The organism is Antrihabitans spumae (assembly GCF_043944905.1).
Classification (GTDB): Bacteria; Actinomycetota; Actinomycetes; order Mycobacteriales; family Mycobacteriaceae; genus Antrihabitans; species Antrihabitans spumae.
This window is the reverse complement of the sequence record NZ_JBIMSN010000021.1, coordinates 1-19,145: the sequence shown is the minus strand read 5'-3', so window position 1 is coordinate 19,145 and position 19,145 is coordinate 1. Positions and strand designations below refer to the sequence as shown.

Genomic DNA, 19,145 nt, shown 5'->3' with positions numbered 1-19,145 from the left:
TTCAAGCCCGACCCGCACACCACCTCAACGCCACGCGCGATTCAGCAACAGCCTCCCCGCGGGCCGCAACCGCGGATCGACTTCGCGCCGTATCGAAGTTCGCTGCTGCGCCACCCGACCAAAGAGTTGCTGCACGCCGATCCCGAGGGTGTCGAACTCGTCGCACCGGTGTTCGGGCAGACCGACATCGATCCGCTGGAGGCAGACCTCACCGTCACCCATGGCGGCGAGCCGATCGGGGAGCGAATTCGAGTGCAGGGCAGGGTGCTCGACGGCGACGGACGACCGGTGCGCAATCAACTCGTCGAGATCTGGCAGGCCAACGCCGCGGGCCGCTACATCCACAAACGTGACCAGCACGCGGCGCCGGTGGATCCGAACTTCACCGGTGTCGGCCGCTGTCTCACCGACAACGATGGCAACTACGCGTTCACCACGATCAAGCCCGGGGCGTACCCGTGGCGCAACCACAACAACGCGTGGCGCCCGGCGCACATCCACTTCTCTTTGTTCGGCACCGAATTCACCCAGCGGATGATCACGCAGATGTACTTTCCCGGCGATCCGCTGTTCGGTCTCGATCCGATCTATCAGGCGATCACCGAGCAGAGCGCACGCGACCGATTGGTCGCCGCATACGACCACGAACTGTCGGAGCACGAATGGCTTCTCGGCTACCGGTGGGACATCGTGCTTACCGGTACCCATTCGACTCCGATGGAAAGTGACGAGTTGTGAACGCGACGCCAGGGCAGACCATCGGGCCCTTCTTCGGATACGCGTTGCCGTACGAGCGTGGGCACGAGCTTGTGTCGCCGGCCGATCCTGCGGCGATTCGTTTGTACGGCACCGTGTTCGACGGCGACGGCACTCCGGTGCCGGATGCGCTGATCGAAATTCGCCAGGCCGACGCCGATGGCGTCGTGCCGACGGTGCCCGGTTCGCTGCGGCGTGACGGCAGGTTCACCGGCTGGGGTCGGACTGCTGTCGATGCTGCGGGCGACTACTCGTTCAGCACTGTCGAGCCGGGACCGACGAGCGCGGGACAGGCGCCGTTCTTCGCCGTCGTCGTGTTCGCTCGTGGCCTTCTCGACCGCCTGTTCACCCGCGTGTACGTGCCGGGCTACGACGATGCTCTAGCCGCTGATCCGTTACTCGCCGGTCTCGATGACGAACGCCGATCGGGGCTCGTTGCAACGCGCACCGACGACGGCGACCTACGCTTCGACATCCACCTGCAGGGACCGAAGGAAACCGTGTTCATAACCTTCCCCGGTCACGAGCACTGACATGGACCTGTTGCACCCAGGAAGCCATCGCGCCGCCGGGTTGGTCGACGATCACGCTCTCGTCGCCGCGATGCTCGACGTCGAGGTGGCCTGGTTCGCTGCGCTCGCGAGTGTCGGGATTGCGAGCCGGGCCCAGGCCGACCTGGTCGCAGACATAGCGAAACAGTGGCAGCCCGATCTCGACCAACTCGTCGTCGACGCCGAGGCCGCGGGCAACCCCGTCGTCGCACTGGTCGCAGGTCTACGCGCGGCGGTAGCCGATCCGGCGGCCGCTGCGCTCGTACACCGTGGCCTCACGAGCCAAGACGTCTTGGATACCGCGCTGATTCTGCTCGCCAGAGCGGCGTTGGCTCGAATTCGCGACAACCTGAGAACCTTGGCTACGGATCTCGCGAGTCTCGTTCGTGCGCATAGCGACACTGTCATGGCCGGGCGAACCTTGACCCAGTACGCGGTGCCGATCACGTTCGGGCTCAAAGCAGCTCGCTGGTTAGCGGGGGTGCTCGACGCGCTGGAGCTCGTCCGAACCAGCGCCGATCGTCTGCCCGTGCAATGTGGGGGAGCGGCCGGAACCCTAGCTCTTGCAGGCGAATTGACCGAGTCGCCATTGATTCTGGCCCGCGCCTTCGCCGACGCACTCGAACTGCGCGATCCCGGAGCGCCCTGGCACACGACTCGCACGCCGATCACCGACATCGGGCACTGCCTGGTGACCACCTGTGACGCGCTGGGTGTGATCGCAAGCGACACAGTCCAACTGGGTCGCCCGGAAGTCGGTGAACTGAGCGAAGGCGTCGTCGCCGGACGTGGCGGATCGTCGACGATGCCACACAAGCGCAACCCGGTTCTCGGTGTTCTTGTCCGCAATGCGGCACTGCAAGCGCCGCTGCTCGGTGCTCAGCTACATCTCGCGGCAGCTCAGGCTGTCGACGAACGACCCGACGGTGCCTGGCATTCGGAGTGGAATGCCCTGCGCACGTTGCTCGGACTCACCGTCACCGCAAGCAGCCAGGCAGGGGAGCTGATTGCCGGTCTCGAGGTCCACGTCGACGTGATGGCAAAGCGCGCAACCGCGGCCGCCGAAGCGCTGCTTGCCGAACGCGGCACCGAAGACCGCAACCCGGCAACCTATCTCGGGTCGAGCGCGGAATTCGCCGACCGAGTACTCGACCGCTTCGAGCACATCTCCGGAGAGGGTAGGAAATGAACGACGAAGATCGCTACGACGCCGGTATGGCGACCCGTCGAGAGGTACTCGGTGATGCCCACGTCGATCGGGCCGAGGCGCGAAAGACCGATTTCACCAACGACTTTCAGTCGTTCATCACTCGGTACGCGTGGGGTGAGGTCTGGACACGTCCCGGTCTGGATCGGCGGATGCGCAGCGCGATCACGCTCACAGCTTTGATCGCGCGGGGTCATTGGTCGGAGTTCGAGTTGCATCTCGGCGCCGCGGTCCGCAACGGTCTAACCCACGACGAGATCGGCGAGATCATTCTGCAGTCCGCAATCTACTGCGGTGTTCCGGCGGCGAACCACGGATTCGCTTTGGCCGCAACCATTCTCGGCACCGACGACCAGTCCTGAAATACCGATACCCTAGGAACATCCGTCATGGACCAACAGCCAATCACCCGCACGACAGTCGGCATCGTCGGCGCGGGTCCGGCCGGATTGATGCTGTCGCATCTGCTCGCTCTTTCCGGCATCGAATCCATCGCGATCGACGCCCGATCACGAACCGAGATCGAGCACACCCATCGAGCCGGCATTCTCGAGCGTGACAGCGTGCGCCTGCTGGTGGACACAGGAGTGTCGGATCGAGTCCTTGTCGAGGGACACGAACACAAGGGTATCGATCTTCGATTCAGCGGCGTCAGCCACCGCATCGACTTCCAGTCGTTGGTCGGTGCGTCCACCTGGCTGTACCCACAGACCGATGTCTTCGTCGACCTGGCAAACGCGCGCTCTCGCGATGGCGGTGATGTCCGCTTCGGAGTGACCGACACCCAGGTCGTCGATGTCACCAGCGCGACGCCGGGGATTGTGTTCACCGAGGAGGACGGGACACGTCGCGAGGTTCGCTGCGATTACCTCGTCGGCGCCGACGGCTCGAGGAGTATCTGTCGACGCGAGGTGCCGGAAGCTCTGCGGCGTCAGTACTTTCGCGAGTATCCGTTCGCGTGGTTCGGAATTCTGGCGCAGGCGCCGCGCAGTGCCGAGGAACTGATCTATGCGCGCTCCGATGCAGGTTTCGCTCTCATCAGTCAGCGCACGGACACGGTGCAGCGAATGTACTTCCAGTGCGACGCAACCGAAGACGTCGATCGCTGGTCCGACGAGCAGATCTGGGACCAACTGCAGACCAGACTCGCGGGCGAGGACGGCTTCCGGCTGGCCGAAGGCCCGATCCTGGAGAAGACGGTCCTGCCGTTCCGCAGTTTTGTACAGGAACCGATGCGCTACGGAAATCTGCTGCTGGCCGGCGACGCCGCACACACCGTCCCGCCGACAGGCGCAAAGGGTCTCAACCTTGCACTCGCAGACGTGCGCGTGCTCGCGGAGACCTTGGAACTCGCGATCCTGAAAAACGATGTGGATGCCCTCGACGGCTACACCGCACGTGCCCTCGATCGGGTCTGGAAGGCGCAGCACTTCTCCTACTGGATGACCACAATGCTGCACCGTGTCGACGGCGCAAGCGACTTCGACGTGCAGCGACAACTCGGCGAACTGCGTTCGATCGTCGAGTCCGACGCGGGCTCGACCTACCTCGCCGAGGCATACACGGGTTGGCCGCGGTAGACCTGTCGTAGGGTGCCAGCGTGGACCTCGAACTAGCGCTGCGCCGCGTCGCGGAACACCGCCCGCAGCTGCAACCGCAGGCAGAATGGCACGCGGCGACCGCACTCGTCCTTGCGGTCGACCCCGAACCGCAGTTCATCGTCATCCGTCGGTCGACGCGCCGCGGCGATCCGTGGTCCGGTCATGCGGCGCTACCGGGCGGTCGGACGGACCCCGCCGATGACGACGTTGCGGCGACTGCCCGGCGTGAGACCTTCGAAGAAGTCGGTGTGACGCTGGGCGAGGCAGTCGGCAGACTCGACGATATCGGTGGTCGCATGTTCAAAGGTGTTGTGTCGCCGCTCGTCTTCGTCGTCGACGAAGCAGTTCAACTGACGCCCGATCCGTCCGAGGTGGCGGCAGCACACTGGGTTCCGTTGTCGTTGCTGTCCGACCGCCGTGCGCAGGTTCGGCATCCCGTCCGCATCGTGGGTCCGTGGCCAGGATGGGAATTTCGAACCGGCGCTGCACCGCCGGACGACTCCTTGATCATCTGGGGCCTCACACACCGAATCCTCTCGACGTTCATAGGGTTGGCGTCATGAGGTTCGAGATCGGTGTCGGCAGCGCGGACGACGTGCGCCGCATGGCGGACTTGGCGGCCGACGAGGGGTGGAATCCGGGTAACACCGACATTCAGGCTTTCTTCGCCACCGATCCGGGCGCGTTTTTGATCGGCCGTCTCGACGACGAACCGGTGACGTGTATTTCGGTGGTTCGATACGGCAGCGGCCTCGGCTTTCTCGGCTTCTACATTGCCAGGCCGACGGTGCGCGGCCAGCGTTACGGCATCCAGACCTGGCACGCGGGGATGGCGCGACTTGCCGGGCGAAACGTCGGGTTGGACGGTGTTGTCGCCGAGCAGGCGAACTACCGCAAGTCGGGATTTCGCAACGCCTGGAACAACATTCGCTACGAAGGTAGGCCTAGCGCTGCCGACCCACCTGCCGGCGTCGAACTGGTCGATGCGCGATCTGTGCCGTTCGATCGTCTCGCCGCATACGATCGGCGGCATTTTCCCGAACCGCGCGACAGCTTTCTAGCGCCCTGGATCTCCCTCCCTGAACGCGCTGCGCTGGTAGCGGTACGTGACGGCAAACTTGTCGGCTTCGCGGTCCTGCGGCAGTCTCGAGCGGCGGCACGCGTCGGTCCGCTGTATGCGGAGTCGCCTGACATTGCCGCTGCGCTTCTGTCGGCGTTGGCTACCAGAACAGGTGCCGAGGCGATCGCAATCGATATCCCGGACCGAAACCAGCCCGCGGTCGCAATTGCCGCCCAGGCGGGTATGCACCCGACCTTCGAGACAGCGCGGATGTACACGGGGGAGATTCCCGATGTCGACTATCGACAGCTGTTCGGCGTGACGAGTCTCGAATTGGGGTAGTAGTCAGCAGGTGAGGCTGATGTCCGCGGCCGATGCGAACGAGACGTGCACGTGGTCGTAGTGGTTCGCCGTTGCGCCGCCACGGTCTTCCATCATCGACCAGCCGCCGCCGTCGTTGTAGCGCTGCTGCCAGATCACGTAGGTGACGTTGAAGGCGTCCTGGTTCGCCAACACGTAGTTCGCGACTGCGTCGCCGAGCGCCGGGTCGGACATCATGAGGTCGAGAGCAAGTCCCGAACCGTGATCGCCACTGCCCCCACGGCCGTTGGCGGCACCGATGTCGGAGATCCCGAACACTGTCCTGAGAAAGTTGCCGACCTGAGCGACGTGAGGCTGTGCGCCAGCCAGCGACGTCTCACAAGGCGGGCGGCCGGCAACAGCGGCTGCTACGGGTAGCGCCGACGATGGCGGCGGCGTTATCCACACCAGACGTTGTGGCGGGTCTGGGGTGACGGCGGCAAGAAGTTCGGGTGCCGGGAGTGCGATCCGTGGCTCGGATGATGGAGCTTGCCCGTTCGCGACCCAGACGCCTGCTGAAACAAGTGCGGCAACGGCCAGGCCGATGACCGCGGCTGCGAAGCCTCGCGAGACGACCTTGTTGCCCAGGACGGGAGGCGTCCGAGCTGCGGTATTCGTGCGATGGCCACCAGACAATTTACCGAATCACTGCTTTCTCTTTTAACGGGCGATTTGCCCACGTTACAAAACCGAGGCCTGACTGTCACGTAAAAGTCGTCAGCGGTCGTCAGCTCAGCTACGGGAGTGATCGTGGCGACGTAGCGGAACGCAGATCCGTCGAAGGTCGTACAAGATCGATTGCAGTGCTGCGCCAGGCGGTTGATTTGTCGCTGTGACCTGCATGAAGTGGCCTTACCCGCTGCGACGAGGCGCGAGAAGCAAGAGCGGATGGTGCCTTTTCGCGCGCGCCGCGCGACATAGGGTGATCGTTTGCCCAGGCGTTGCCGAACTCACAACACGTCACGGTTCGTTATCAGCCGCTGAGGTTTCCGGCTCGCCCCACTCGCTTGCCAGGCGGATTGCTCTGCGCCAGCGTTCCAACTCGCTGGCCCGACGCTCGGCGGACATGGTCGGTCTCCACTCTGCGGCGAGTTGCCAGTTCTGTCGAAGCACAGCCTTGTCCGGCCAGTACCCAGCGCCGAGTCCGGCCGCATAGCCGGCCCCCAGTGCCACCGTTTCGCTCATCATCGGTCGCAGTACCGGAATGTCGAGCAGATCGGACACCGTTTGCATCAGCAGGTTGTTCGAGGTCATGCCACCGTCGACCGCGAGTGATCGAACATCCAAGCCTGCGTCGGAGTTCATAGCTCCTACGACATCGCACGTTTGGAAGGCAGTTGCTTCGAGGATCGCTCGCGCGATATGTCCTCTGCTGGTGTAGCCGGTCAGGCCGACGACCAACCCCTGTGCGGCGTTGTCCCAATGGGGTGACAGCAGCCCCGAGAATGCAGGCACGATGTAGCAGCCACCGTTGTCGGTGACGGTGCGTGCGACCGTCTCGATCTCGGGTGAGGTTCGAATGAGTCCGAGCGTCGTCCGACACCAATCGACTAGAGCCCCTGCGATCGCGACCGAGCCTTCCAGCGCATACACCGGAGGCTCGCCTTCGATGGCGTACGCGACCGTCGTGATCAGTCCGTTTTTCGAGCGCACGGCGTTGGTGCCCGTGTTGAGAAGCAAGAAGCTGCCAGTGCCGAAAGTGCATTTCGCGGCACCGGCGTCGAACGCGGTCTGTCCGAAGAGCGCAGCCTGCTGGTCGCCGATCATGGCCGTGATGGCGATGCCGTTCACCGGGTCTTTCGTGGTGCCGAACCTCGCGACGGTGGATCGGATCCGAGGCAACATCTTTCGAGGAACGTCGAAGGTTGCCAGCAGTTCGTCGTCCCAGTCGAGGGTCGCCAAGTTCATGAGCATCGTGCGACTTGCATTCGTCGCGTCGGTGGCATGCACGCCCCCGTTCACCCCGCCCGTGAGATTCCACAGCAACCAGGTGTCGATGGTTCCGAACAGGATGTCGCCACGTTCAGCTCGCGGTCGAAGGCTGGGGTCGTTCTCGAACAACCAGCGCAATCGCGGACCCGAGAAGTAGGTCGAAAGCGGCAGGCCGGTGCGGGCGGTCAAGTCGGCGACGTCGGTCTCGGCTGCGATCGTGTTGACAATGTCCGCGGTGCGTGTGTCCTGCCAGACGATGGCGCGGTGCACCGGTCGCCCCGTGTGTCTGTCCCACAAGACGGTTGTCTCTCGCTGGTTGGTGAGTCCGATCCCAACGACCTGGCTTGGCTCGATGTCCGCGTCGGCGATCGCCTCGGGCAGGATGGCGCGGACCGTCTGCCAAATTTGCTCGGCGTCGTGCTCGACCCACCCGGGACGTGGGAAGAATTGCTCGTGGGCGCGTTGCGATATGGCGATCATGCGGCCCTGGCGGTCGAAGATCATGCAACGACTGGACGTCGTCCCCTGGTCGAGCGCGGCCACGTAGCGCTGGGTCACCGGCTTCTTCCGTGACCTAGTTCGCGTGAGATCGAACGTCCGGCGCGGACAACCTGGGCGATCAGTACCTGGCGCGGACGGCCGCGGGTGTCACAGATCTGTTCGGGCCTGCCATGGACGCCGACCGCGGCGACTACCGATCCACCCTTGTCGCGGATGGGAGCTGCGATCGCAGCCCTGTCGGGTTCGCATTCGTCGACCTCGGTTGCCCAGCCTTCGTCGCGCACCCTGGCAAGTTCGCGGTCGAGCTGAACCCTGTTCGTGATGGTGCGAAAGGTCAAGCTGTCCAAGTTGATTGCATCGATACTGCGATATGCGCCGGGGTCGTGTGCGAGCAGAATCTTGCCGAGGGCGGTCGTATGTAAAGGGACTTCCGAGTCGTCCGTGACGACCGTTGCGGGTCCGTCCGGCCCGAAGACATCGTGGACCTTCACCACTCGACCGTCGCGGTACGCCACAACCCTGGTCGCCGCGCCGGACCGCGCTGCCAATGCGTCCGTCCAGTTGATCGCCTGCGAACGAAGTTCGTTGAGGTCGATCCGCGATGCGCCGAGTCTGAACAGCGCAGGAGCTATGCGATAGCCCGTGGATTGGGGCGCTTGTTCGGCGAATCCCACCGACACCAGCGTCTGCAGCAGGCCGTGCGCAGTTCCTTTCGCGAGACCCAGAGTTTCCGCGATACGAGTCAGTGCGACAGGCTCGGCGTCTTCGGCCAACAGGCGCAGGATCGCCGCCGCACGTTCCACAGATTGCACCGGTCCCGGCATTTTCCCAGGCTACATGGGCTGCTCGCATCGTTCGGCATTGTCGAACGGCACGGTGTTCGACAATGCCGAACGCGGGCGGTTGGCGGGTGAGCCGCGAGCCAATAACGTCCGGTTCACGTCCTATTGGAGACCCAGGTCACACCGGCAGGGCGCTCGCGACTCGATTCACAACCACCGGGTCGAACGTCTTCTCGCAACCAAACAGGCCACAAGCTGGGAGCATAAAATGACAGCAACCGCCGTCGATACAAAAGATATCGACCTGCCGTCCACAAAAGTAAAAATTCCTGCGATCACCGGTGCACTCGCTGCCGAATTCTTCGGCACCTTGATCCTCGTGTTGTTCGGCGTCGGTGTCGTCGCGCAGGTCGTCGCAGGCGGACTCGGTGATCACGACAGCATCGCGTGGGCATGGGGATTCGGAGTGACGCTGGGCATCTACGTTGCGGCGCGTGTCAGCGGAGCACACCTCAACCCCGCGGTAACTGTTGCGCTCGCACTGTTTCAAGGGTTCTCCTGGCGAAAGGTGGCGCCGTACATCGCCGCGCAGACTGCCGGCGCATTCATCGCGGCCCTGCTGGTCAGATGGAACTATTCGGAAGCTCTCGCGCTTGTGGACCCTGGACACACCATCAAGAGTCAGAGTGTGTTTTCCACACTTCCCGGCAACGGCTTGCTGCCGGTGAGTGAGTTCGGCGCGCTCCGCGATCAGATCATCGGTACCGCGATCCTGGTCTTTCTCATCTTCGTGATCACCGACGCACGCAATTCTGTGGAGTTCGCGAACCTCACCCCGTTGATCATCGGGCTTGTCGTCGTGGGTATCGGAATGGCATGGGGTACGGACGCCGGATACGCAATCAACCCCGCTCGCGATTTCGGGCCTCGGCTGGCGTCGTACCTGACGGGGTACGGGACTGCGTGGCGAGACCAGTACGGGAACTTCTATTTCTGGGTTCCGATCATCGGCCCGCTCATCGGTGGTGTGATCGGTGGCGCCATGTACAAATTCGGTATCTCCCGCTTCCTTCCGAAACCGTCGAAGTCGGACGAGCCCGCCCAATCCCGTTAGACCACAGACCTTTAGGAGTAGTCATGGCTGATTACGTAGGTGCCATCGATCAAGGTACGACGAGCACACGATTTATGATCTTCGACCACGCGGGGAACGAGGTGAGCAAACACCAACTCGAACACGAGCAGATCATGCCGAGGCCGGGCTGGGTCGAACACAACCCCGTCGAGATCTGGGAACGGTCGACCTCGGTCGTGCAGACCGCGCTCAACAGCGCGCTGCTGCAGCCGAGCGACCTCGCCGCGATGGGCGTCACCAACCAGCGTGAGACGACCGTCGTATGGAACCGAAAAACCGGTCGCCCGTACTACAACGCGATCGTGTGGCAGGACACGAGGACCGACAAGATCGCGAGCGCGCTCGACCGGGACGGTCGAGGAGATGTCATCCGTGAGAAGGCGGGACTGCCACCCGCGACCTACTTCTCCGGCGGCAAGATCCAATGGATCTTGGAGAACGTTCCCGGCGCCCGTGCGGATGCCGACAGCGGTGACGCCCTCTTCGGCAACACGGACTCGTGGCTGCTGTGGAACCTCACCGGCGGACCGGACGGCGGCGTCCACGTCACCGATGTCACCAATGCCAGTCGAACCATGTTGATGAACCTGGAGACGCTCGACTGGGACGACGAGTTGCTCGGCTTCTTCGACATCCCGCGCCAGATGTTGCCGCAGATCCGGCCGTCGTCGGATCCCTCGGGATACGGAGTGACCTCGAAGTCCTTGGCGTACGGCGGAATTCCGCTGACCGGCGATCTCGGGGATCAGCAGGCAGCCATGTTCGGGCAGGTCTGCTTCGCACCGGGCGAAGCGAAGAACACCTACGGGACCGGAAACTTCCTGCTGCTCAACACCGGTACCGAACTGGTCCGAAGCAAAAATGGCCTGCTGACCACGGTCTGCTATCAATTCGGCACGGACGCACCGGTTTACGCGCTCGAAGGATCGATCGCGGTCACCGGATCGGCCGTGCAGTGGTTGCGCGATCAGTTGGGAATCATCGCCGGCGCTGCCGAGGTCGAGTCGTTGGCTCGGCGAGTCGACGACAACGGCGGAGTCTATTTCGTGCCCGCGTTCTCGGGCTTGTTCGCACCCTATTGGCGTAGTGACGCACGCGGTGCCATCGTCGGACTGAGTCGCTACAACTCCAACGCTCACATCGCTCGTGCGACCCTCGAGGCGATCTGCTATCAGAGTCGCGACGTCTCCGAGGCTATGGAAGCCGACTCCGGCGTCCATGTCGAAGTACTGAAGGTCGACGGCGGAGTCACCGCCAACAACCTCTGCATGCAGATGCAGGCCGACATCCTCGGTGTTCCGGTCAGTCGTCCGATCGTCGCAGAGACCACCGCGCTCGGAGCCGCCTATGCGGCAGGGCTGGCAGCCGGCTTCTGGAAGAACACGGACGAACTGCGCGAGAACTGGAACGAGTCCCATCGATGGACTCCCGAGTGGACCGAAGAGCAGCGCACAGCCGCGTACGCAGGCTGGAAGAAGGCCGTCACACGCTCGCTCGACTGGGTCGACGTCGAATGATCGATCTCCGAAATCCTGACCGCACGAACCGAAGGGCCGTTGAATCATGAGCACAGCACAACCGTTGAGTCCGTCCGAACGCTCGACTGCCCTGCGGCGGCTCGCCTCCGAGGAACTCGACATCCTGGTCATCGGCGGCGGTGTGGTCGGTGCAGGGGCGGCGCTCGATGCCGCTACGCGAGGTTTGAAGGTCGGCCTTGTCGAAGCCCGTGACTACGCGTCCGGGACGTCGAGCCGGTCGAGCAAACTCTTTCACGGTGGACTGCGGTACCTCGAGCAGTTCAACTTCGCCCTCGTGTTCGAGGCTTTGCGGGAGCGCTCGCTGGTGCTGAACACGCTGTGTCCGCACCTCGCCCGCCCGGTGCCCTTCATCTATCCGTTGCAGAAGGTGGTCGATCGCGCATATGTCGGGCTCGGCATCGGGGTGTACGACGCGATGGGTGCCGGTCGCGGCGTTCCCGGCCATCACAAACACCTCAGCAGGCGCAAAACCTTGGAATCGTTCCCGTCCGGGAAGCGGTCGGCGATCCGTGGCGCGGTTCGTTTCTACGAGGGACAGGTCGACGACGCTCGACACACGATGATGCTCAGTCGGACGGCGGCGGACTTCGGTGCGTTGTGCGCCAACAGCACTCGCGTGGTCGGCTTCCTACGCTCGGAAGACCGAGTTGTCGGAGCCACGGTGACAGACCTGGAGACCGGGCAGACGTTCGATATTCGGGCGTCCCAGGTCATCAACGCCGCAGGCGTCTGGACGGACGAAATCCAGGAAATGGTCGGTGGCCGTGGTCAATTCCAGGTCCGCGCGTCGAAGGGCGTGCATCTGGTGGTTCCGCGCAATCGGATCAATTCCGCGACCGGCATCATCACCCAGACCGAAAAGAGCCTGCTGTTCATCATTCCGTGGGGCAGCCACTGGATCATCGGTACGACCGACACCGACTGGGCGTTGGACCTTGCGCATCCGGCGGCGAGCGAGACCGATATCGACTATCTGCTCACGCATGCCAACGCGTTGCTTGCCGATCCGCTGACCCGTGACGACGTTGTCGGCGTCTACGCCGGTCTGCGGCCGTTGCTCGCAGGTGAGTCCGATTCGACGAGCAAGTTGTCACGTGAACACGCCGTCTCCAGCCCAGTGCGCGGGCTCACCGTTATTGCCGGTGGCAAGTACACGACCTATCGGGTGATGGCGAAAGACGCGGTCGACTCCGCTGTGCATGGCCTGGAACGCAACGTTGCGAAGTCGTGCACCGAGCGGGTGCCGTTGGTCGGCGCCGATGGCTATCTCGGCGCATGGAACTCTCGTCAACTCACGGCCGAGCGGACCGGGTTGCACGTGTCGACGATCGAGCATCTGCTCGGACGATACGGAACGTTGATGTCCGAAGTGCTCGCCTTGATCGCCGAACGTCCAGAATTGAGCGCACCGCTTGCTGCCGCGCCCGAGTACCTGCGGGCGGAAGCGTATTACGCAGCTAGCCACGAAGGAGCGCGGCACCTCGAGGACGTGCTGACACGGCGAACCAGAATCTCGATCGAGGTGCCCGATCGCGGAATCGGTGCCGCGCGTGAGATCGCCGACTTGATCGCCCCTGTATTGGGTTGGGACGCAGCCGATATCGCTCGCGAACTCGAGCACTACGGTGCGCGTGTCGCTGCGGAGATCGATTCCCAACACCAGGCAGACGATCTGACGGCCGACGCATCGCGATTGGGGGCACCCGACGTGCGAATGGGCGCCTAACGATCGTGGTTGAGGTTCAGTAGGTGGCTGCGGAGCATCCGGCTCGCGCATCGAACGGGGGCTGATTACCGAGCCTGGGAGGACTTGCGGACTCCCAGGTAGATGCCACGACGAACGATCAGCGGCCGCAATATGCTGCGGACCGCCCACGACGGGATCCGAAATGCGCGGCCGTTCGGGGCGAACACCTGCAGACCATCGGGCTGTGTGCCGACCACCGAACCCCAGCGCCGCCGCGGCGGTCGGTACGTGCGTAGCGGTCGTCCGGCGAGTTCGGCGCGAATGTTGTGTGCCAGCAACCGATCCGCTCTGTTGCGTGCCGACGAGCGCAGCGGATCGGTTGCTGCGACGTCACCGATCGCAAATACTCGAGGGTGCCCCGGTAGGTGCAGGTCCGGTGCCACGCGAACGAACCCGTCGTCGTCCAGAAGTTCGGCGGGCAGCCAATCGGTGTTCGGCCGCACCCGACCGATCGCCCAGAGCACGGCGTCGGCGGTCACCGCAGGCTGACCGCCGACCCATTCGATGGTTTCGTCGGTGATTCGGTCGAAGGCGAATCCGGCAGGGACGAGAGCGCGATGGTTCGGGTGCCAGAACCCGTTCGTCACTCCGGTTGCTACGACGAGGACGTCGTACTGTTCCTGTGCTGCCGTATTGTCCGAAAGTTGAATGGTGACAGTCCTATTCACAAGATCGGCGCCGATCATGAGGCCGTGGACGCTACGAAACGAATCCAGCCGATGGAATCTGTCGAACGCGATCCGATAGTCGGCCGACCACACGTCGGGTCGGCTGAGCCGACTACCGAGTTCCTGCCCGCTCACCAAGCCTGGCTTCGACGAGATGCCGACCACGTCGGCGTGCCGAGCCAGCCGGATCGCCGTCAGAAGACCGCTGTCGCCGAGACCGGCGACGACCACCCGTGGTCGGCTCACACCTGAACTCGGCGTGGCGGACGTGGCACGAAGCGCGGTACTCGGTCGATGACAGCCTGATAGGCGGGCCGTCGTTCGAGGCTGCGTTTCTCCATCAGAGGGATGCTCGCGCCGAGGAACATGGCCAGCATGGCGGCGACGCCGACGAGAAGCCACCACCAGCCGGAAGGCGATCCGGCAATCCCGAACAGTGCCAAGGCAAACCAGAAGCCGACCTCACCGAAGTAGTTCGGGTGCCGCGACCAACTCCACAGTCCACTCGCCATGACCTGGCCCGGTTCACGCTGCCGTGTGAAGCGGTGCATTTGCAGATCCGCGACGAGTTCGATCGTCACTGCAACGAGGCCGACGACGAAGGCAACGAGGTCGAGCCAGCCGAATGCCCGTCCGGATGTCGTCACCGCCACGTATGCAGGCACGAGACCGAGGAACACCTGCGCGGTCGGCACGAGATGAATTGCGGCGAGGTCGACGAGCAACTCGCCGCGACCCGCACGCTCCCGGAGCAGCCGGTATCGCCAATCTTCATGGTGCAGACCGGGAAACGAGTACGCCCAGTTTCCGGTCAGCCGAATGGACCACAGCACAACAAGTATCGTGACCAAGGCGTTGCGGACCTGGTCCGTATCCTGGCCGGCGGTCACCCACCAGTACACGGTCAGCAGCGGTGGTAAGACACTCCAGTACGCGTCGTAGCAGCTCGAGTTGCGGCAGTAGCGACTGGCTGCGAACACCACGAATGTGGCGAGCACGTCGGCGATCAGCGAGTCGAGCCACAGGTGTTGCGTGTTCGGTCCGAGCTCGAGCCATGCGAGCCCGACCGCGAACGCGACGATGTAAACGACCACGATGCGTGCCAGCGACGCTGCTTTGCCCACAGCGCAACACTAGAACCTGACGCGAGTCGCGTGTAGTCAGTCAGGCAGGTTGGCTTCGATCGCGGCTACGACCTCGGGTGAATCGGGTGTGACGGTCGGTCCGAATCTGTTGGCAACCGTGCCGTCGGGAGCGATGAGGAACTTCTCGAAGTTCCAGCCGATGTTGTCGGCCGATTTACCGTCCGCGAAGGCAGTTTTGGTGAGCTCGGCGTACAAGGGGTGACGGTTTGCGCCGTTGACGTCGGTCTTTGCCAGCAACGGGAACGTCACACCGTATTGCGTCGAGCAGAAGGTCTGTATTTCTTCGGCACTACCCGGTTCTTGACCGCCGAACTGGTTGGACGGCACACCGATCACGGTCAATCCGCGGTCGGCGTACTTCTCCGCGATGGCCTCCAGCGCGGTGTACTGCGGCGTCAAGCCGCACCGCGACGCCACATTGACGATCAACACCGCCTGCCCCTCGTACTCGCGCAACGCTGTGGCGGTGCCGTCCAAACGGGTCAGCTCGATGTCTCTGATATCGGTCATGGGTCCGACGGTACCGGGGCCGATAGATGCGCTGACTAGTGCCGCTCCTCCAGGCCGACCGCATCGCGGAGTCGTTCTGCGGCAGCACGCAATTCGGGATCGTCTCGCGCCGATGATTCCAACAGTGCGGCGATTGCCTCTGCCATCACGTTGAGCTTCTCGTGTGACGACTCGCTTGCGCGGCGACTAGCGTTTTCGAGCAGCACGACAACCAGTAGCGTGAAGACACTGCCGACTGTGTGTATTGCCGCTTGCCAGGTTTTGAGGTCGGTCCAGAGCGGAACACTGATCAACCACAGAGCGACGATCCCTGCGCACAGGACGAAGAAAGGTGCCCTGCTGACCGTGTGATGCGCGAACTCGACGAATCGGTCGAACACGGATCGCCCGTCGCCACCAGCTCGATCTTTCGCAGCTTCGCTCCGCTGCTCCATCGCACCGAGTTTAGTCCGGTTTTCCGCGCCCGGTATGTCTTACTTTCAGAGTCTTCTTGCCGCGGATGACGATCAGTTCTTCTTCGTCGCAGTTCGGCTCGCAGAGCCCTCGGTCCCGTAGGTAGGGGCGGCGGCTCGACAGCACGGGACCGAAGGGAATGCGGGTACGTTGTACAGTCGTCGCGTCGAATACTCTGTCCTGCAACCGTTCCAGGGTCCGAGCTTCGCCGCTGAACTCGGATTGCACGACCAGCAGGGTGCCGCCGGGGCGGAGCAGGTCGAAGGCTCGATCGCAGAGCGGATCGAGGACGGAACGCCCGTCGTCGCCTGCGTCCCATCGCTGGGCGCCAACTGCGCCCGGTGTTGCGGATGACGCCGGAACGTACGGCGGGTTGGACACAATGATGTCGAACGACTCGGTCGCCGGCAGGCAATCGAAATTCCCACGATGCACAGAGATCGACAGTCTGTTGCGCCACGCGTTCAGTCGAGTGGTCAGAACAGCGGCCCGAGAGATGTCGACAGCCACGACCCGCGCCGCGCCCAAGGTCGCGGCGGTCATTGCCAGTACGCCGCTTCCCGTGCACAAATCGAGTACGTCGCGACCGGCGACACCTTCGTGGAGAAGTGCCGTTGCGATGAGAGCCGAGTCCTGCTGCGGGCGATAAACAGTGGGCGGCACCCAGGTCCGGGGCAGTTGCGCAACGGTGACGCCGCCGAGATCGACAGACATCGTTTCGTTTTCGAGCATCGACCAGCCGCCTTCGTCGTTGTGCATCATGGTCCGGAGAACATTTCGATAAGGACCGGTACCGAACACGATTGCTGTGTCCGGCACCGCGCGAGAGCGGCTGGCTGCACTGTCGACGCGAATCGGTCTGGCCCTCAAATCGATTCGGCCCTCAAATACCCGCAGGGCAAAGCGACGAAACATGCTCGCAACAGTTTGGCGATCGGCGTGCGGGGTATTCGCCGTTGAACGCCGAACATTTAGGTAGGTACCCAACGTTGCTGACATCTGCAATCACCGCTGCGCTGCCCACTGCGCGGGGGCCGCTGTCGATGGCGGTGCTAGCGGCTCTGACAACGGATCCGTCGCAGTCGACGCCGTTCAGCGTGGCTGTCGATGGTGCACATCCCTACGGTCCGGACCTTCACCTTGCGCTTTACGTCTGTTATGAGTTGCACTATCGGGGTTTCGCGGGCGTCGACGGCGATTGGGAGTGGAACGTCGACCTTCTGCGGTTGCGGGCCGCGATGGAAAGGATCTTCCTCGACTATGTGCGCGACAACGTAGAACCCGGTGAGGATGCCAATGCAGAAATGGATGCACTTTCGCGCGAACCTGTCGATGGCTCCGGCGCGTCGTACTACTTGAGGGACCACGGATCCTGGGAACAGATGCGCGAGTACTTCGCACTGCGGTCGCTCTATCACCTGAAGGAGGCCGACCCGCACGCGTGGGCGATTCCACGACTGACCGGTCAGGCCAAAGCATCTTTCGTAGCAGTGGAATTCGACGAGTACGGCGGCGGTCGAGGGGATCGAGTGCATCAGGCGTTGTTCGCTGATCTGCTTGCCGCGGCCGACCTCGATTCTGCCTATCTCGGCTATATCGATCATGTGCCCGCCGAGGCTCTTGCCACAGTGAACCTGATGTCGCTCTTCGGTTTACGACGTTCGTTGCGTGGTGCCGTTGTCGGTCACTTCGCGGCGACGGAGACTACGTCGTCTCCTGGGTCCAAACGGCTGGTTCGTGCGCTGGAGAGAATGGCGGCTCCGGAGCCGTGCATCGCTTTTTATGCCGAGCATGTCGAGGCGGATGCGGTGCACGAGCAGGTCCTGAGGCACGACGTCGTCGGTGATCTCATCGCTCGCGAGCCAGAATTGGAAGCCGACGTCGTGTTCGGTATCCGCGCAGGCGGTTTCGTCGAGGACAAACTGAGTGACTATCTGCTTTCGGCTTGGGAACACGACCGAACCGCACTCGTCACCAGCTAGGCCAAAGTCCCTTTGCGGCGGTGGCTCGTGTCGCACAACGGGTAGGACGCGCTGCGTCGACACGTACAGATCGCGACGACGAACCGATCCGACCGCACGTGGGAACCGTCCGGCAAGGTTATGTCTACCGGGCCGTCGGCCAGGATCGGACCGTTCTTGACTATTCGAATATTGTTGACACCCATTGGTTTTCGATGCCGATCGGTTGTGGGCCACGCGGTCGTGTTGGCATAGAGACGCTTCGGGAATAGCCCGTCTCGACCTTCGTCAAACTTGTGTCGATGAAACCGAAATAGGCGCACCCACCGACGAAACGGTGGGTGCGCCCGGTTGGCTTGCGGATGTCGATCAGGCGTTGATCTCTTGTCGGCTGGAACTGTGGCCGATCTTGATCTTTCTCGGCTTTGCCTTCTCGGCTACCGGAATTCGCAGTTGTAGTACGCCGTCGGTGTAGTCGGCGTCGATGTGTTCGGTGTCGAGGTTCTCGCCGAGGAAGAGCTGCCGACTGAACACTCCGCGGGGTCGTTCCGCCGCGATCATTTCCCGGTCCGCATCGAAGCCTCGGCGTTCGGCACGCACCGTGATCACGTTGCGCTCGATGTCGAGGTCGAGTGAGTCCGGGTTCATGCCCGGAAGATCCAATTGGACGACGAACTGGTCACCATCTCGCCAGGCGTCCATGGGCATTATCGCGGGCCGTGCCGGCGTACCGAGCGCCTGTTGGGTCAGGCGGTCGAGATCTCGGAACGGATCGGTGCGCATCAACATCGTGGCCACCTCCAACTCTCCAATCTGATTCGGTGTGTGCCGGTTTTCTTCTTCAACCGACATAGATTTGTTGTATCACCGTCAGAAGATATAGGCAAGGGGTGATTCAAACTTTTCGACGATCGTTTGGCGGCCATCACAAACGGGGAATCGGCAACTGACACGCGGCAGCGCGCCAGTCGAGCAAAGAGGAGTTTCAATGGCGAAGTACAGGGTCCTGAATCCATCCGAGGAAGTCATCGACACGAAGGAGTTCTCGAGTTCGCAGGACGCCTACGAGTGGTTCAACAACATCGAGGTGCCGTCGAACGAACTGGGCTACCGGATGGAGGTCGATCACGACGGCGAGTGGGCCATGTTCGACCAGACCGACGGTGTCGAGTCGACGAGCTAGCCTGCCGCTTTCACGGTAATTCCTTCGGAGTTGGTGTCGTACATGAAGAAAGGTG

At 63.0% G+C, this 19,145-nt stretch carries 22 protein-coding genes; 12 read left to right on the top strand and 10 right to left on the bottom strand.

The window, feature by feature from the left end:
• The first annotated feature begins 39 nt into the window (after positions 1–39).
• The 7 genes from pcaH to ACHIRB_RS04995 are packed head-to-tail and all read left to right on the top strand — an operon-like array spanning position 40 to position 5,517.
• Positions 40–738 (top strand): protocatechuate 3,4-dioxygenase subunit beta, encoded by a 699-nt coding sequence (gene pcaH / locus ACHIRB_RS05025; protein ID WP_465259338.1) that lies wholly within the window; start codon positions 40–42, stop codon positions 736–738.
• Complete coding sequence (gene pcaG / locus ACHIRB_RS05020) at positions 735–1,289, top strand: protocatechuate 3,4-dioxygenase subunit alpha (protein WP_395126572.1); 555 nt, start codon at positions 735–737, stop codon at positions 1,287–1,289. Before pcaH ends, pcaG begins: the two co-directional genes overlap by 4 nt.
• Position 1,290: 1 nt before the next feature.
• Positions 1,291–2,496, top strand: a complete 1,206-nt coding sequence (locus tag ACHIRB_RS05015) for a lyase family protein (RefSeq protein ID WP_395126573.1) — start codon at positions 1,291–1,293, stop codon at positions 2,494–2,496.
• Positions 2,493–2,876 carry a 4-carboxymuconolactone decarboxylase gene (pcaC, locus tag ACHIRB_RS05010; protein ID WP_395113019.1) on the top strand — a complete coding sequence of 128 codons (384 nt, stop codon included), beginning with the start codon at positions 2,493–2,495 and terminating at the stop codon, positions 2,874–2,876. The genes ACHIRB_RS05015 and pcaC overlap by 4 nt, the downstream gene beginning before the upstream one ends.
• A 27-nt stretch (positions 2,877–2,903) precedes the next feature.
• Entirely contained in the window at positions 2,904–4,094 is a 1,191-nt protein-coding gene (locus ACHIRB_RS05005; RefSeq protein WP_395126574.1) for a 4-hydroxybenzoate 3-monooxygenase, read from the top strand.
• 20 nt (positions 4,095–4,114) lie between these two features.
• Positions 4,115–4,678: an NUDIX hydrolase gene (locus ACHIRB_RS05000; protein WP_395113022.1), complete on the top strand. Its 564-nt coding sequence runs from the start codon at positions 4,115–4,117 to the stop codon at positions 4,676–4,678.
• Positions 4,675–5,517, top strand: a complete 843-nt coding sequence (locus ACHIRB_RS04995) for a GNAT family N-acetyltransferase (protein ID WP_395113024.1) — start codon at positions 4,675–4,677, stop codon at positions 5,515–5,517. The genes ACHIRB_RS05000 and ACHIRB_RS04995 overlap by 4 nt, the downstream gene beginning before the upstream one ends.
• 3 nt (positions 5,518–5,520) lie before the next feature.
• Here ACHIRB_RS04995 and ACHIRB_RS04990 read toward each other — a convergent pair whose 3' ends face one another.
• The 3 genes from ACHIRB_RS04990 to ACHIRB_RS04980 all read right to left on the bottom strand — a co-directional run bounded on the left by ACHIRB_RS04990 (position 5,521) and on the right by ACHIRB_RS04980 (position 8,792).
• Complete coding sequence (locus ACHIRB_RS04990) at positions 5,521–6,123, bottom strand: VldE C-terminal domain-containing protein (RefSeq protein ID WP_395113055.1); 603 nt, start codon at positions 6,121–6,123, stop codon at positions 5,521–5,523.
• A gap of 372 nt (positions 6,124–6,495) precedes the next feature.
• A complete protein-coding gene (gene glpK / locus ACHIRB_RS04985; RefSeq protein WP_395126576.1) occupies positions 6,496–8,025 on the bottom strand; it encodes a glycerol kinase GlpK in 1,530 nt (509 codons plus the stop codon).
• On the bottom strand, positions 8,022–8,792 hold the full coding sequence (locus ACHIRB_RS04980; RefSeq protein ID WP_395126577.1) for an IclR family transcriptional regulator: 771 nt from the start codon (positions 8,790–8,792) through the stop codon (positions 8,022–8,024). Before ACHIRB_RS04980 ends, glpK (ACHIRB_RS04985) begins: the two co-directional genes overlap by 4 nt.
• A 226-nt stretch (positions 8,793–9,018) precedes the next feature.
• Between ACHIRB_RS04980 and ACHIRB_RS04975 the strand changes: the two genes are divergently transcribed.
• The 3 genes from ACHIRB_RS04975 to ACHIRB_RS04965 are packed head-to-tail and all read left to right on the top strand — an operon-like array spanning position 9,019 to position 13,149.
• Positions 9,019–9,864: an MIP/aquaporin family protein gene (locus ACHIRB_RS04975; RefSeq protein ID WP_395126578.1), complete on the top strand. Its 846-nt coding sequence runs from the start codon at positions 9,019–9,021 to the stop codon at positions 9,862–9,864.
• Positions 9,865–9,887: 23 nt separating this feature from the next.
• Positions 9,888–11,402, top strand: a complete 1,515-nt coding sequence (glpK, locus tag ACHIRB_RS04970; RefSeq protein ID WP_395113031.1) for a glycerol kinase GlpK — start codon at positions 9,888–9,890, stop codon at positions 11,400–11,402.
• A gap of 46 nt (positions 11,403–11,448) precedes the next feature.
• A complete protein-coding gene (locus ACHIRB_RS04965; RefSeq protein ID WP_395113032.1) occupies positions 11,449–13,149 on the top strand; it encodes a glycerol-3-phosphate dehydrogenase/oxidase in 1,701 nt (566 codons plus the stop codon).
• 65 nt (positions 13,150–13,214) lie between these two features.
• On the opposite strand, the gene ACHIRB_RS04960 is transcribed toward ACHIRB_RS04965, so the two are convergent.
• The 5 genes from ACHIRB_RS04960 to ACHIRB_RS04940 are packed head-to-tail and all read right to left on the bottom strand — an operon-like array spanning position 13,215 to position 16,708.
• A complete protein-coding gene (locus ACHIRB_RS04960; RefSeq protein ID WP_395126635.1) occupies positions 13,215–14,084 on the bottom strand; it encodes an FAD-dependent oxidoreductase in 870 nt (289 codons plus the stop codon).
• Positions 14,081–14,962, bottom strand: a complete 882-nt coding sequence (locus tag ACHIRB_RS04955; RefSeq protein ID WP_395126634.1) for a DUF1295 domain-containing protein — start codon at positions 14,960–14,962, stop codon at positions 14,081–14,083. The genes ACHIRB_RS04960 and ACHIRB_RS04955 overlap by 4 nt, the downstream gene beginning before the upstream one ends.
• Positions 14,963–14,998: 36 nt before the next feature.
• Positions 14,999–15,493, bottom strand: a complete 495-nt coding sequence (locus ACHIRB_RS04950; protein WP_395126631.1) for a glutathione peroxidase — start codon at positions 15,491–15,493, stop codon at positions 14,999–15,001.
• A 35-nt stretch (positions 15,494–15,528) separates the two neighbouring features.
• A complete protein-coding gene (locus tag ACHIRB_RS04945) occupies positions 15,529–15,927 on the bottom strand; it encodes a low affinity iron permease family protein (protein WP_395126630.1) in 399 nt (132 codons plus the stop codon).
• Positions 15,928–15,937: 10 nt separating this feature from the next.
• A complete protein-coding gene (locus tag ACHIRB_RS04940; RefSeq protein ID WP_395126629.1) occupies positions 15,938–16,708 on the bottom strand; it encodes a HemK2/MTQ2 family protein methyltransferase in 771 nt (256 codons plus the stop codon).
• Positions 16,709–16,989: 281 nt separating this feature from the next.
• Between ACHIRB_RS04940 and ACHIRB_RS04935 the strand changes: the two genes are divergently transcribed.
• A complete protein-coding gene (locus ACHIRB_RS04935) occupies positions 16,990–17,928 on the top strand; it encodes an iron-containing redox enzyme family protein (protein WP_395126636.1) in 939 nt (312 codons plus the stop codon).
• On the opposite strand, the gene ACHIRB_RS04930 is transcribed toward ACHIRB_RS04935, so the two are convergent.
• Positions 17,925–18,113 (bottom strand): CDGSH iron-sulfur domain-containing protein, encoded by a 189-nt coding sequence (locus ACHIRB_RS04930; protein ID WP_395126628.1) that lies wholly within the window; start codon positions 18,111–18,113, stop codon positions 17,925–17,927. The two genes, ACHIRB_RS04935 and ACHIRB_RS04930, sit on opposite strands and share 4 nt — an antisense overlap.
• A 163-nt stretch (positions 18,114–18,276) precedes the next feature.
• Positions 18,277–18,696, bottom strand: coding sequence for an Hsp20/alpha crystallin family protein (locus tag ACHIRB_RS04925; protein ID WP_199702392.1), 420 nt, complete (start codon positions 18,694–18,696; stop codon positions 18,277–18,279).
• Positions 18,697–18,895: 199 nt separating this feature from the next.
• On the opposite strand from ACHIRB_RS04925, the gene ACHIRB_RS04920 reads away from it, so the two are divergent.
• A complete protein-coding gene (locus ACHIRB_RS04920; RefSeq protein ID WP_395113046.1) occupies positions 18,896–19,090 on the top strand; it encodes a hypothetical protein in 195 nt (64 codons plus the stop codon).
• Positions 19,091–19,145: the final 55 nt, after the last annotated feature.